Origin of the sequence: Terrabacter sp. RAF57, from assembly GCF_052113925.1 — a bacterium.
Classification (GTDB): Bacteria; Actinomycetota; Actinomycetes; order Actinomycetales; family Dermatophilaceae; genus Terrabacter.
In genome coordinates, this window is the sequence record NZ_JBFRDT010000032.1 from 15,100 (window position 1) to 28,629 (window position 13,530).

The 13,530-nt window shown below is 70.9% G+C and carries 11 protein-coding genes; 10 read left to right on the forward strand and 1 reads right to left on the reverse strand.

Features of this window, described 5'->3' with window-relative positions:
* Window positions 1-58: 58 nt before the first annotated feature.
* From AB4Y83_RS21655 to AB4Y83_RS21665, 3 genes are all read left to right on the forward strand, one after another.
* A complete protein-coding gene (locus AB4Y83_RS21655) occupies window positions 59-964 on the forward strand; it encodes an ATP-binding cassette domain-containing protein (RefSeq protein ID WP_442274002.1) in 906 nt (301 codons plus the stop codon).
* Window positions 961-2,589, forward strand: a complete 1,629-nt coding sequence (locus tag AB4Y83_RS21660) for an ABC transporter permease (RefSeq protein WP_442298135.1) — start codon at window positions 961-963, stop codon at window positions 2,587-2,589. Before AB4Y83_RS21655 ends, AB4Y83_RS21660 begins: the two co-directional genes overlap by 4 nt.
* A gap of 110 nt (window positions 2,590-2,699) precedes the next feature.
* The gene (locus AB4Y83_RS21665) at window positions 2,700-3,788 is read left to right on the forward strand and encodes a mannose-1-phosphate guanylyltransferase (protein ID WP_442274000.1); all 1,089 of its coding nucleotides are present in this window, start codon (window positions 2,700-2,702) and stop codon (window positions 3,786-3,788) included.
* Between the two features lie 139 nt (window positions 3,789-3,927).
* Here the strand turns inward: AB4Y83_RS21665 and AB4Y83_RS21670 are convergent, their stop codons facing one another.
* Complete coding sequence (locus AB4Y83_RS21670) at window positions 3,928-4,896, reverse strand: SDR family NAD(P)-dependent oxidoreductase (protein ID WP_442298136.1); 969 nt, start codon at window positions 4,894-4,896, stop codon at window positions 3,928-3,930.
* A gap of 117 nt (window positions 4,897-5,013) precedes the next feature.
* Between AB4Y83_RS21670 and AB4Y83_RS21675 the strand changes: the two genes are divergently transcribed.
* The 7 genes from AB4Y83_RS21675 to AB4Y83_RS21705 form a co-directional block, all read left to right on the forward strand.
* Window positions 5,014-5,859: a hypothetical protein gene (locus AB4Y83_RS21675; RefSeq protein WP_442298137.1), complete on the forward strand. Its 846-nt coding sequence runs from the start codon at window positions 5,014-5,016 to the stop codon at window positions 5,857-5,859.
* Window positions 5,859-7,781, forward strand: coding sequence for a fumarate reductase/succinate dehydrogenase flavoprotein subunit (locus AB4Y83_RS21680; protein ID WP_442298138.1), 1,923 nt, complete (start codon window positions 5,859-5,861; stop codon window positions 7,779-7,781). Before AB4Y83_RS21675 ends, AB4Y83_RS21680 begins: the two co-directional genes overlap by 1 nt.
* Window positions 7,778-8,533: a succinate dehydrogenase/fumarate reductase iron-sulfur subunit gene (locus AB4Y83_RS21685; RefSeq protein ID WP_442273996.1), complete on the forward strand. Its 756-nt coding sequence runs from the start codon at window positions 7,778-7,780 to the stop codon at window positions 8,531-8,533. Before AB4Y83_RS21680 ends, AB4Y83_RS21685 begins: the two co-directional genes overlap by 4 nt.
* 179 nt (window positions 8,534-8,712) lie before the next feature.
* On the forward strand, window positions 8,713-9,372 hold the full coding sequence (locus AB4Y83_RS21690; RefSeq protein ID WP_442298140.1) for a succinate dehydrogenase cytochrome b subunit: 660 nt from the start codon (window positions 8,713-8,715) through the stop codon (window positions 9,370-9,372).
* Between the two features lie 36 nt (window positions 9,373-9,408).
* Entirely contained in the window at window positions 9,409-11,376 is a 1,968-nt protein-coding gene (locus AB4Y83_RS21695; RefSeq protein WP_442274023.1) for a fumarate reductase/succinate dehydrogenase flavoprotein subunit, read from the forward strand.
* Complete coding sequence (locus AB4Y83_RS21700) at window positions 11,373-12,116, forward strand: succinate dehydrogenase/fumarate reductase iron-sulfur subunit (protein ID WP_056778567.1); 744 nt, start codon at window positions 11,373-11,375, stop codon at window positions 12,114-12,116. Before AB4Y83_RS21695 ends, AB4Y83_RS21700 begins: the two co-directional genes overlap by 4 nt.
* A 74-nt stretch (window positions 12,117-12,190) precedes the next feature.
* Window positions 12,191-13,530: D-alanyl-D-alanine carboxypeptidase family protein (locus AB4Y83_RS21705; RefSeq protein WP_442298139.1), on the forward strand; the 1,340-nt coding region annotated here is incomplete at its 3' end.

Genomic DNA, 13,530 nt, shown 5'->3' on the forward strand with positions numbered 1-13,530 from the left:
ACCCTAACCCAACTCTCATGGCATTCAGTAAACCGTGAAAGTTGTGTACCGTCGATTCATGACCTCCGCCATCCAGGTCCACGACCTGCGCAAGACCTTCGGGCACACCGTCGCTCTCGACGGGCTCGACCTCGACGTGGCGACCGGTGAGATCCACGGCTTCCTCGGCCCCAACGGCGCCGGCAAGTCCACGACGATCCGCATCCTGCTCGGCCTGCTGCGCGCCGACGGCGGCAGCGCGACGCTGCTCGGCGGCGACCCGTGGCGCGAGGTCGAGACGCTGCACCGCCGCCTCGCCTACGTCCCCGGCGACGTCGCCCTCTGGCCCAACCTCACCGGGGGTGAGGTCATCGACATCCTCGCCCGGCTCCGAGGGGGCGTGGACGAGAAGCGGCGCGCGTCGATGCTCGAACGGTTCGACCTCGACCCCACCAAGAAGGGTCGCTCCTACTCGAAGGGCAACCGGCAGAAGGTGGCCCTCGTCGCGGCTCTGAGCTCCGACGTCGAGCTGCTGCTGCTCGACGAGCCCACCTCCGGTCTCGACCCGCTCATGGAGGCGGTGTTCCGCGACGTCGTCCGAGAGTTCCGGGCGGGCGGTGGCACGGTGCTCCTGTCGAGCCACATCCTGTCCGAGGTGGAGCAGGTGTGCGACCGCGTCAGCATCATCCGCGCCGGGGTCAACGTCGAGTCCGGCACCCTGACCGACCTGCGCCACCTGTCCCGCACGACCGTCCGGGCGACCCTCGCACGCCCGGTCGACCCGGCCCTGCTCGCCGGGCTCCCGGGCGTCGGCGACGTCCTCGTGTCCGGTGACCGGGTGACCTGCACCGTCGGCGGCGACGACCTCGGGCGCCTGCTCGAGGTGCTCGGGACCCACGGCATCACGGCCCTGACGAGCGCCCCGCCGACGCTCGAGGAGCTCTTCATGGACCAGTACCGCACGACGTCGACGGCGACGTCGTGACCGCCCTGGCCGTCCCCGCACGTCAGGCCCGCGCCGGCCTGACCGGGACCACCTCGTTGCTGCGGCTCGCCGCCCGACGCGACCGGGTGCTCGTGCCGGTGAGCGCGTTCGGCCTCGCCGCCTTCGTCGCCCTGTCGGCGAAGGCGACGTTCGCGCTCTTCCCCGATCTCGAGTCGGCGCAGCAGGGGATGGCCTCGACGCTCGCCAACCCGGCGCTCGTCGCGATGTACGGGCCGATCTCGAGCCTCAGCATCGACTCGATCGCGACGCTCAAGTCGGTGCTGCTCGGCGGCGTCTTCCTCGCCCTGCTCGCCTACGTCGTCGTCCGGCGCCACACGCGGACGGAGGAGGAGGCCGGGCGGCTCGAGCTGCTCGGCGCCGGCGTCGTCGGGCGCCGGGCCGCGCTGACGGCCGCCGTGCTGCTCGGCACGGCCGCCGTGCTGCTCACCGTCGTCCTCACGGTCGTCTGGTCGATCGCCGTCGGGCTCGACCCCGCCGGATCGGTCGCCCTCGGTGTCTCCTGGCTCGTCATGGGGCTGTCGTGGGTCGGCGTCACCGCGGTCGCCGCCCAGCTCACCTCGAGCACCCGTGGCACGGCTGCGTGGTCGCTCGGCGCGCTGGCCGTCGCCTTCCTCGTCCGGGCCGTGGGTGACACCGCCGGCGGCGACAGTCCGGCCCGCGTCCTGTCGTGGCTGTCGCCGCTCGGCTGGGGCGTCAAGGCGTCGCCCTACGGGGAGAATCGCTACTGGGTCGCGGTGCTCGGGCTCGCGCTCTACGCCGCACTCGTGGCCACAGCCTTCGCGCTGCTCGACCGGCGGGACCTCGGGTCCGGGGTGCTGCCGAGCCGAGCCGGGCACGACCGCAGCCCCGTCCGCACCGCCGGAGCCCTGACCCGGCGCCTGGCCCGCGGCACGCTCGTCGGCTGGGTCGTGGCGTACGCCGTCCTCGGCGTCGTCCTCGGGTCGATCGCCGGCAGCGTCGAGACGTTCGTCGACTCGCCCCAGGTCGCCGACATGCTGCGGGCCATGGGCGGCGACGCCGGCTCCATCACCGACATCTACTTCTCCACCGAGCTGCACTTCGCGGCCATCGGCGCGTCGGCCCTGGCAATCGCCCTCGTCACGAGGATGCACACCGAGGAGACGACGACGCGCCTCGAGTCCCTCCTCGCGACGCCGGTGCGGCGCACCGGATGGGCCCTCGGACACATCGTCATCGCCGTCGTCGCCTCGGCCGTCGTCATGCTCGTCAGCGTCGTCGTGGCCGGCCTCGTCCACGGAGCCGACGTGGGCGACGTCGGCGGGACCGTGGGGCGCCTCGTCGGAGCCGCCCTCTCGACCGTCCCCGCCGTGTGGGTGGTGCTGGCCGTCGCCGTCCTGCTCTACGGCGCGCTCCCCCGTTTCACCGGCCTGGCCTGGGCCGCGCTCATCGTCTTCCTCCTGCTCGGTGAGTTCGGCGACCTGCTCGACCTGCCGGGCTGGCTCGTCGACCTCTCGCCGTTCACGCACCTGCCAGCGCTGCCGGGCGGCACGTTCGGAGCCGCCCCCCTCGTCGGGCTCACCCTCGTCGCCGCCACCCTCAGCGCGGCGGGGGTCGCGGCCCTGGGGCGTCGCGACATCGGCTGACCTCACCACGGTGGTCGGCAGGTCGCCCCGGTCGCCACCGACCGCCGACGGGGCGTCGGCGCCTCCGGACGGGTTCGGGCATCGCCGGACGGGTCGGTACGGTGTCCCCCATGACAGGCATCCCCGGCTTCTGGGCCGTGATCCCCGCCGGCGGCTCGGGCACCCGGCTGTGGCCCATCTCGCGCCGCAGCTCGCCGAAGTTCCTGCACGACCTGACCGGGTCGGGGCAGTCGCTGCTGCGCGCCACGTGGGACCGCCTCGAGCCGCTCGTCGACGACCGGATCCTCGTCGTCACCGGGGTCGCCCACGAGGAGGCGGTGCGCCGCCAGCTGCCGATGCTCGGCTACGACGCCGTCATCGGCGAGCCGTCGCCCCGCGACTCGATGCCCGCCATCGGGCTCGCCGCCGCCGTCCTCGAGCGACGCGACCCCGAGGCGGTGCTCGGCTCGTTCGCCGCCGACCACGTCATCACCGAGCCCGACAACTTCCAACGGGCCGTCGCCGAGGCCGTCGTCCTCGCCCGGCGCGGCGAGCTCGTCACCATCGGCATCGAGCCGACCGAGCCGGCCACCGGCTTCGGCTACATCCGGCTCGGCGCACCGCTCGACGTCGTCGGTGCCCCGAGCGCGCACCGCGTCGACGACTTCGTCGAGAAGCCGGACCTCGAGACCGCGACCAAATACCTCGAGAGCGGCGAGTACCGCTGGAACGCAGGCATGTTCGTCGTCGGCGCGACCACCCTGCTCGAGCTGCTCGCCGAGAACCACGCCGAGATGGTCGACCACCTGCGCACCATCGCCGCCGACCCCCGCCGCATGCGGGACCTGTGGCCGTCGCTCCAGAAGATCGCCATCGACCACGCCGTCGCCGAGCCCGCTGCCGCCGCCGGCCGCGTCGCCGTCGTGCCCGCAGCCCTCGGCTGGGACGACGTGGGCGACTTCAACTCGCTCACCAAGCTCGTCGCCGAGTCGAGCGAGCTGCCGGGCATCACTGCCATCGGCCCGGCCGACGACATCATCAGCATCGACTCGACCGCCACGGTGTCGGCAGGGGGACGGCTCGTCGCGCTCATCGGCATCGACGACATCGTCGTCATCGACACGCAGGACGCCCTGCTCATCACGCGACCCGACCGCGCCCAGGAGGTCAAGAAGGTCGTCGAGACCCTGGTCGCCCGGGGCCGTACCGAGCTCCTCTGAGATCGACCGGCTACCGGCTCGGAGGACGACGTCCCACCGACCGACTCGCTCGTGCGCCAGGCGCTACCTGCGCCTCGAGCGGTGGACCTGCTGGCTGCGCCCGTGACCGTCGACCGCGGACGTATGCCGTCCGGCGGGCTCAGTCGTCCGCCGCGGGCACCCGGGTCGCCTCGCGGACGAGGGCCCAGAGCCGCTCGACCTGCTCCGGCGTCTCGACGCCGACGGGTGCGTAGTGCGTCGCGCGCCGTCGCCGGTCGTGCCAGAAGCCGCCGGTGCCGGTCGCGTCGGCCGTGGCCGTGAGCCACACCGCGGTGTCGGCGCCCGCGTCGGCATCCCGCAGCAGCGGCCCGGTGAGCGCGGCGAAGCGAGGCAGTGAGTCGGTGACACCCGGGGTGTCGGCCCAGCCGGGGTGCATCGAGTGGACCCGGATGTCGTCGGACGCGAGATCCCGCGCCCACAGCTCGGTGAGGACCAGCTGCATGCGCTTCGTGCGGGCGTAGGCCGTGACACCCGAGTAGTCGCCCGACGTGTACTCCCAGTCGTCGACGTCGAGCCGCTGGCCGTAGGCGCCGCCGGACGCCACGAGCACGACCCTTCCGCCCGCGAGCGCCTCGCGGAGCCCGTAGGTGAGCACGTGGGGGCCGAGCACGTGAGTGGCGAGGGTCAGCTCGTGGCCCTCCGGCGTGACCGTGCGTCTCGCGGGCATGACCCCGGCGTTGTGGACGACGGCGTGCAGCCGCGGCACGTCCGCGACGAACCGGCGCGCGAACTCCGCAGTCGCGGCGAGGTCACTGACGTCGGCGACGTGGACCGTCACTTCCGCGAGGGGCTGCTCGTCGAGCAGCCGGGAGCGGGCGTCGTCGAGACGGGAGGCGTCGCGGCCGGTGAGGTGCACGACGGCGCCGAGGTGTGCGAGACCGCGAGCGGTCGCCAGGCCGAGGCCACCACTCGCGCCGGTCACGAGCACGTGGCGCCCGACGAGCGCCCCGGGCACCGGGTCGTGCGGCCACCAGGCACGGCGCACGGCAGGCCCGATCTTCGTGTAGCCGAGGACCAGGGACTTGTCCATGGCCCAGTCGAGGGCCGCGGCCGCTGCGTGGAGCACCATGGCCCCACCCTAGGTGTGCGCACGAGGGCGTGCAGGATCCGCGCTTCACCCCCTTGTGGCGCGCGTCACACTAGAGTGTGCGACGGCGCCCGACCAACGACGGTGGAGGTTCGCAGGATGAGTGAGACGAGGCTCGACCCGGCTTCCGGCGCAGGAGGTTCCGTCGCCGGTGGCGTCGGCGCTCCGGGGCGGGCCCAGATCCCCGGGCGCACCCTGCGCGGCGACCGGTGGTGGGTCCAGCCGGTCATCATCGTCACGCTGCTCGTCCTCTGGCTGCTCTACGCGCTGGTGCGGACCTCCATGCAGCGGTACTACTTCGTCGAGACGTACCACTACCTCACGCCGTTCTACTCGCCGTGCGTCACCGCCTCCTGCGTCCCGGGAGCTCGCCACCTCGGCACCTGGATGGGTGAGCTCCCACCGCTCGTCCCGTATGCGTTCTTCCTGCTGCCGATCCTGCTGGGCTTCCGGCTCACCTGCTACTACTACCGCAAGGCGTACTACCGGTCGTTCTGGCTCTCGCCGCCCGCCTGCGCCGTGGCCGAGCCGCACGCGAAGTACACGGGCGAGACGCGCTTCCCGCTCATCCTGCAGAACGTCCACCGCTACTTCTTCTACGCCGCGGTCGTCGTCTCCGGGATGAACACGCTGGACGCCTTCGACGGCTTCCACGGCAAAGACGGCGGCATCGGCATGGGCCTGGGCACGCTCATCATGCTCGTCAACGTCGCCTTCCTCTGGCTCTACACGGCGTCGTGCCATTCGTGCCGACACCTCATCGGTGGCCGGCTCAAGCACTTCTCGAAGCACCCGGTGCGTTACCGGGCCTGGACCGTCGTCTCGCGCCTCAACACCCGGCACATGCAGCTGGCCTGGACCACGCTCGGCACCCTCATGGTGACCGACGCCTACATCGCCCTGGTCGCGTCCGGGGTCGTCACGGATCTGAGGTTCTTCAACTGATGGCCGCCGAGCTGGAGCACTTCGAGTACGACGTCGTCATCGTCGGGGCCGGTGGGGCGGGCCTGCGGGCCGCGATCGCCGCGCGCGAGGCGGGACTTCGCACGGCCATCATCTGCAAGTCGCTCTTCGGCAAGGCGCACACGGTCATGGCCGAGGGCGGCATCGCCGCGAGCATGGGCAACGTCAACAGCAAGGACAGCTGGCAGGTGCACTTCCGCGACACGATGCGCGGCGGCAAGTTCCTCAACTCGTGGCGGATGGCCGAGCTGCACGCCAAGGAGGCCCCTGACCGCGTGTGGGAGCTCGAGACGTACGGCGCCCTCTTCGACCGCACTCCGGACGGACGGATCAGCCAGCGCAACTTCGGGGGCCACGAGTACCCCCGCCTCGCCCACGTCGGCGACCGCACCGGGCTCGAGCTGATCCGCACCCTGCAGCAGAAGATCGTCTCCCTCCAGCAGGACGACGAACGTGAGTCCGGCGACCCGGAGAGCCGGCTGAAGGTCTTCGCCGAGGTGACGATCACCGACCTGCTCCAGGACCCGAGCGGGGCCATCGCCGGCGCCTTCGGCTACTGGCGCGAGTCGGGTCGGTTCGTCCGCTTCAACGCCCCCGCCGTCGTCCTGGCCACCGGTGGCATCGGCAAGTCGTTCAAGGTCACCTCGAACTCATGGGAGTACACCGGGGACGGACACGCCCTGGCCCTGCGGGCGGGGTCGACCCTCGTCAACATGGAGTTCATCCAGTTCCACCCGACGGGCATGGTGTGGCCGCCCTCGGTCAAGGGCATCCTCGTCACCGAGTCGGTGCGCGGAGACGGCGGCGTGCTGAAGAACTCCGAGGGCAAGCGCTTCATGTTCGACTACGTGCCCGACGTCTTCCGCGGCCAGTACGCCGAGACCGAGGAGGAGGGCGACCGCTGGTACACCGACCCCGACAACAACAAGCGCCCCCCGGAGCTGCTCCCCCGCGACGAGGTGGCACGCGCCATCAACTCGGAGGTCAAGGCCGGCCGCGGGTCACCGCACGGCGGGGTCTTCCTCGACATCGCCTCGCGGCGCCCCCCGGAGGAGATCCTCAAGAAGCTGCCGTCGATGCACCACCAGTTCAAGGAGCTGGCCGACGTCGACATCACGAAGGAGGCGATGGAGGTCGGCCCCACCTGTCACTACGTCATGGGTGGTGTCGAGGTCGACCCGGACAGCGCCGCCGCCGCCGGGGTGCCTGGCCTCTTCGCCGCCGGAGAGGTGTCCGGCGGCATGCACGGGTCCAACCGTCTGGGCGGCAACTCCCTCTCGGACCTGCTCGTCTTCGGCGCCCGCGCCGGAACCGGCGCCGCGGCATACGTCCGGTCACTGGGCGACCGTCGGCCGGACGTCGACCAGGCGGTCGTCGACGCCGCCGCAGCCGCTGCGCTCGCGCCGTTCGAGGAGGAGGGCGGCGAGAACCCGTACACCCTCCACCAGGAGATGCAGCAGACGATGAACGACCTCGTCGGCATCATCCGCACGGCCGCAGAGATCGAACGCGCACTCGAACGGCTCGAGGACCTCAAGGCCCGCGCCGAGCACCTGACCGTCGAGGGCCACCGGCAGTTCAACCCGGGCTGGCACCTCGCCCTCGACCTGCGCAACATGCTCGCCGTCAGCGAGTGCGTGGCCCGGGCCGCGCTGCTGCGCCAGGAGAGCCGCGGTGGCCACACCCGCGACGACTACCCGACGATGGACCCGCGCTGGCGGGGCCGCAACCTCATCTGCTCGGCGGACCGCGACGGGATCGTGGTGCGCGAGCAGCCGATGCCGGCCATGCGCGGCGACCTGCTGGCCCTCTTCGACACGAGCGAGCTGGCCAAGTACCTCACGCCGGACGAGCTGGCCGACGTGCCGGCACCGGCGACGCCCACCGACGGGAGCGGGTCATGAGCTACGACGCGAGGTTCCGGGTCTGGCGCGGCGACGCCGACGGCGGCGAGCTCGTCGACTACACCGTCGAGGTCAACGAGGGCGAGGTCGTGCTCGACATCATCCACCGCATCCAGGCCACCCAGTCGGGTGACCTCGCGGTGCGTTGGAACTGCAAGGCCGGCAAGTGCGGATCGTGCAGCGCCGAGGTCAACGGCATGCCGCGGCTGCTGTGCATGACCCGGATGTCGACGTTCACCGAGACCGAGGTGGTCACCGTGACGCCGATGCGTGCCTTCCCGGTCATCCGCGACCTCGTGACCGACGTGTCCTTCAACTACGCGAAGGCCCGCCAGATCCCGGCGTTCGCGCCGCCCGAGGGGGTGGCGCCCGGCGACTACCGGATGCAGCAGGTCGACGTCGAGCGCTCGCAGGAGTTCCGCAAGTGCATCGAGTGCTTCCTCTGCCAGGACACCTGCCACGTCGTGCGTGACCACGAGAACAACAAGGAGGCGTTCGCCGGACCCCGTTTCCTCATCCGTGCGGCCGAGCTCGACATGCACCCGCTCGACGCGCGCGAAGACCGTGCGGACTTCGCCCGCGACGAACAGGGCATCGGGATGTGCAACATCACGAAGTGCTGCACCGAGGTCTGCCCCGAGCACATCAAGATCACCGACAACGCGATCATCCCGATGAAGGAGCGCGTGGTCGGCCGTCACTACGACCCGCTCGTGTGGCTGGGCACGAAGATCGGTCTCCGCAAGCGCTGAGCGCCCGGACAGCGCTGACCCGCTGACTGGCGCGTGACAGTGGAAATGGTCACACTCGGCGTCTACCGGACGGTAGCCGTCGGACCGCGCGAAGCCTCGGGGATAGGGTTTCGACCGTGGCCACTAATACTCTCCCGGTGACGGGATCGAATCGACCTGCATCGGCCCGCCGGAACACCGTGTTCATGAAGATGCTCATGGCCGGCTCGGGCGCCTTGTTCGTGTTCTACGTCCTCGTGCACATGTACGGCAACCTCAAGATCTTCGCCGGCGTCGACGCGTTCAACGAGTACGCCGAGCACCTCCGGACGTTGTTCACGCCCTTCCTGCCGTATGCCGGCTTCCTCTGGCTCTTCCGGGTCCTCCTCATCGCGGCGCTGGTGGCTCACGCGTGGTCCGCGTTCTACCTGTGGAGCCGTGCTCGCGGTGCCCGGACGACGCGCTACGTGGCCAAGGCCGCGGCCCGTGCCACGGTCAAGAGCAAGATGATGCGCTGGGGCGGCGTCGCGCTGCTCCTCTTCCTCGTGTGGCACCTGCTCCAGTTCACGATCGTCAAGTTCAACGTCGGCTCGCTTCCGGCCGAGGGCAGCCCGGGCCTGCTCGTCATCAGCAGCTTCCAGGTGTGGTGGGTCGTCCTGATCTACCTGCTCGCCCTCGTCGCCCTGGGCCTGCACCTCTACCACGGGGTCTGGAGCGCCAGCCAGACCCTTGGCTGGGCGGGCAACGCCGCCGCACGCCGCCGCGCCAAGACGCTCGGGACGGTCATCGCGCTCGTCACGAGCGTGGGGTTCGCCCTCCCCCCGCTCGCCATCCTCTTCGGACTCGTCAAGGGAAGCTGACCAGTGACCAYGACATCCACGTCGCCCTCCTCGCCCGTGCCCGGTCTCATCCACGGCGTATACGCCGAGGGTGAGCCGATCCGCGACACGAAGGCCCCGGCCGGCCCGATCGACCGCCGCTGGAACACGCGCAAGTTCGAGGCCTCCCTCGTCAACCCCGCCAACCGGCGCAAGCTGTCCGTCATCATCGTCGGCACCGGACTGGCCGGTGGCGCGGCCGCCGCGACACTCGGCGAGGCCGGCTACCAGGTCAAGTCCTTCTGCTACCAGGACTCCCCGCGTCGCGCGCACTCGATCGCCGCGCAGGGCGGGATCAACGCCGCCAAGAACTACAAGGAGGACGGCGACTCCGTCTACCGCCTCTTCTACGACACCGTCAAGGGCGGCGACTACCGCTCGCGCGAGTCGAACGTCTACCGCCTCGCCGAGGTCAGCACCAACATCATCGACCAGTGCGTCGCGCAGGGCGTGCCCTTCGCCCGCGAGTACGGCGGCCTCCTCGACAACCGCTCCTTCGGCGGGGTCCAGGTCTCGCGCACCTTCTACGCCCGCGGCCAGACCGGCCAGCAGCTGCTCATCGGCGCCTACCAGGCCCTCGAGCGCCAGGTCGCGGCCGGCACGGTGGAGATGTTCAGCCGCCACGAGATGCTCGAGGTCGTGGTCGTCGACGGCAAGGCCCGCGGCATCATCGCCCGCGACCTCGTCACGGGCGAGATCGAGACGCACCTCGCCGACGCCGTCGTGCTCGCATCGGGCGGCTACGGCAACGTCTTCTACCTCTCGACCAACGCGATGGGCAGCAACGTCACCGCGACGTGGCGCGCGCACCGCAAGGGCGCACACTTCGCCAACCCCTGCTACACGCAGATCCACCCGACGTGCATCCCGGTGGCCGGTGAGCACCAGAGCAAGCTGACGCTCATGTCGGAGTCGCTGCGCAACGACGGCCGCATCTGGGTGCCGAAGAACGCTGCGGACTGCGAGAAGGACCCGCGCCAGATCCCCGAGGAGGACCGCGACTACTACCTCGAGCGGATCTACCCCTCGTTCGGCAACCTCGTCCCGCGTGACATCGCGAGCCGCCAGGCCAAGAACGTCTGCGACGAGGGCCGCGGCGTCGGTCCCAAGGTCGGCGACTTCCGCCGCGGGGTCTACCTCGACTTCACCGACGCCCTGAAGCGCATGAGCGCCGAGGCCGTCGCGGAGAAGTACGGCAACCTGCTCGACATGTACCAGCGGATCACGGGTGAGAATCCCTACGAGGTGCCGATGCGCATCTACCCCGCGGTGCACTACACGATGGGCGGCCTCTGGGTCGACTACGACCTCCAGTCGAGCATCCCGGGCCTGTTCGTCACGGGCGAGGCGAACTTCTCCGACCACGGCGCCAACCGTCTCGGCGCCTCGGCACTCATGCAGGGCCTGGCCGACGGATACTTCGTGCTCCCGCACACGATCCGCGACTACCTCGCCAAGGGCCCCTTCCCCAAGCTCGAGGAGTCCCACGAGGCCGTCGTCGAGGCCCGCGCCTCGGTCGACGCGCGTGTCGCCAAGTTCCTGTCGATCAACGGCGACCGCTCGGTCGACTCCTTCCACAAGGAGCTCGGCAACATCATGTGGGAGTTCTGCGGCATGGAGCGCTCCGAGGAGGGGCTGCTCAAGGCCATTGACCTCATCCGCGGCCTGCGCGACGAGTTCTGGCGCAACGTCAAGGTGCTCGGCAGTGCTGACACGCTCAACCAGAGCCTCGAGAAGGCCGGCCGCGTCGCCGACTTCCTCGAGCTCGGAGAGCTGATGTGCATCGACGCGCTGCACCGTCGCGAGTCGTGCGGTGGTCACTTCCGCGCCGAGTCCCAGACCGAGGACGGCGAGGCGCTGCGTCACGACGACGAGTACGCCTACGTCGCCGCGTGGGAGTGGGGCGGTCAGGACGGCGCGCCGGTCCTGCACAAGGAAGACCTGGTCTACGAATTCGTCGAGATGAAGCAGCGGAGCTACAAGTGAATCTGACTCTCAAGATCTGGCGCCAGTCCGGGCCCAAGGCCAAGGGCGAGATGGTGACCTACCCGGTCACCGACATCTCCGAGGACATGTCGTTCCTCGAGATGCTCGACGTGCTCAACGAGCAGCTCAACGCCCGCGGTGAGGAGCCGATCGCCTTCGACTCCGACTGTCGCGAGGGCATCTGCGGCATGTGCGGCCTCATGATCTCCGGCAAGGCACACGGCCCCGAGGTCACGACGACGTGCCAGCTGCACATGCGCAGCTTCTCCGACGGGGACGAGATCACCATCGAGCCGTGGCGCGCCGACGCGTTCCCCGTCATCAAGGACCTCGTCGTCGACCGCGGCAGCTTCGACCGCATCATCCAGGCGGGCGGCTTCATCAGCGCCAACACCGGCTCGGCCCCCGAGGCCCACTCGGTGCCGGTGCCCAAGCCCAAGGCCGACCGCGCCTTCATGGCGGCGGCCTGCATCGGCTGCGGTGCCTGCGTCGCGGCCTGCCCGAACGCGTCCGGCATGCTCTTCATGGGCGCGAAGATCACTCACCTCGGCGAGCTCCCCCAGGGCCAGCCGGAGCGTGACGCCCGCGTCGTCAACATGGTGACCCAGCACGACCACGAGGGCTTCGGCGGCTGCACGAACATCGGCGAGTGCTCCTCGGCCTGCCCCAAGGAGATCCCGCTCGACGTCATCAACCAGCTCAACAAGGACCTGCGCGGCGCCCTGATGCGCGGCGAGTGAGGCGCGACGCGCCCACCGCAGGACCCCCGACGACCCGCCCCGGAGCATCCGGGGCGGGTTAGTCTTTCCCGGCGATGAAGCCTCGAGACTCGGCCCGACCTCGCCCGTGGACGCTCACCGTCGCGGGCGCGGCGCTCAGCGCGCCCGGGCTCGGGCTCGCCCTGACGACGACGTATGCCGTCCCGCCCGCCTCCGGTACGCCCCTCCCCCGCGTCGCACCCGCGGCAGCAGCACCCGTCGCCGCACCGACCTGTGCGGCGTGGCAGACCCGCCAGGCCGTCCCGGTCGGGGTCACGCTGACACCGCGGGTCTTCCCGACCGACGAGCCCGCGGCCCGGACGTCGAGCGCGCGACCCTCCGCGACCACCTCCGCGACGACCTCCGCCTCGGCGCGGGCCCCCGTACCAGTCCCGCGCCCGACGGTCGCGGCGACACCGGCGAAGCCGCCGAAGGTCCGCGTCGTCTGCCGCAACGCGCCACCCACCCCCTTCGCCCATCCCGCGTGGAAGGCCGAGACGGTCGTCGGTGGCTCGCGCCTGGCCGAGACAGGTGTCGTCGTCGACCGCCCGGCCTCCGTGCCCGCGCCGCCCGAGGTCTACGACGTCTCGTACGTCGTGGCCGACCTCGACACCGGTGAGGTCCTCGCCGCCAAGTCGCCGCACGCGTGGCTGCGCCCGGCCAGCACCCTCAAGACCCTGACCGCCCTGACGTTGATGCCGCGTCTCGACCCGCGACGGGTCGTCGTCGCCGGCCAGGACGCCCAGGACGCGGCCGGGTCGCGCGTCGGCATCCTCGCCGGCAACCGCTACCCCGTCTCGAGCCTCTTCGACGCCATGCTGATGTTCTCGGCCAACGACGCCGTCTACGCGCTCGCCGACGCCGCCGGTGGCTATGAGGCCACGGTGGAGCTGATGAACGTCAAAGCCCGTGAGGTCGGGGCCCACGACACCCTCACCGTCGACCCGAGCGGCCTCGACGACGGCGCCCAGCGGTCGAGCGCCTACGACCTGGCGCTCATCGGGCGCGACGCCATGCGCCTGCCGGCCTTCCGCGCCACGATCACCAAGCGCGACAGCGTCTTCCCCGGCGGGAAGGACAAGCGGGGGAAGGTGTGGCCCGCCTTCCACGTCTACAACATCAACGAGCTGCTGCAGCACTACCCCGGCGCCGTGGGCATCAAGCCCGGCCGCACCGACCGGGCACAGCACACCTTCATCGGGGCCGCGACCCGCGGTGGTCGCACCCTCGTCGTGACGCAGATGGGCAGCATCACCGGCTCGTGGAAGCCGACGGCGGCCCTGCTCGACTGGGGCTTCGCCAACGCCGACCGGGTCACGCCCGTCGGGCGGCTCGTCGAGCCCGGCGAGGCCGCGGCGCCCGCCGCCGCACCCGAGCTGCCGGAGCTGCCCACTGG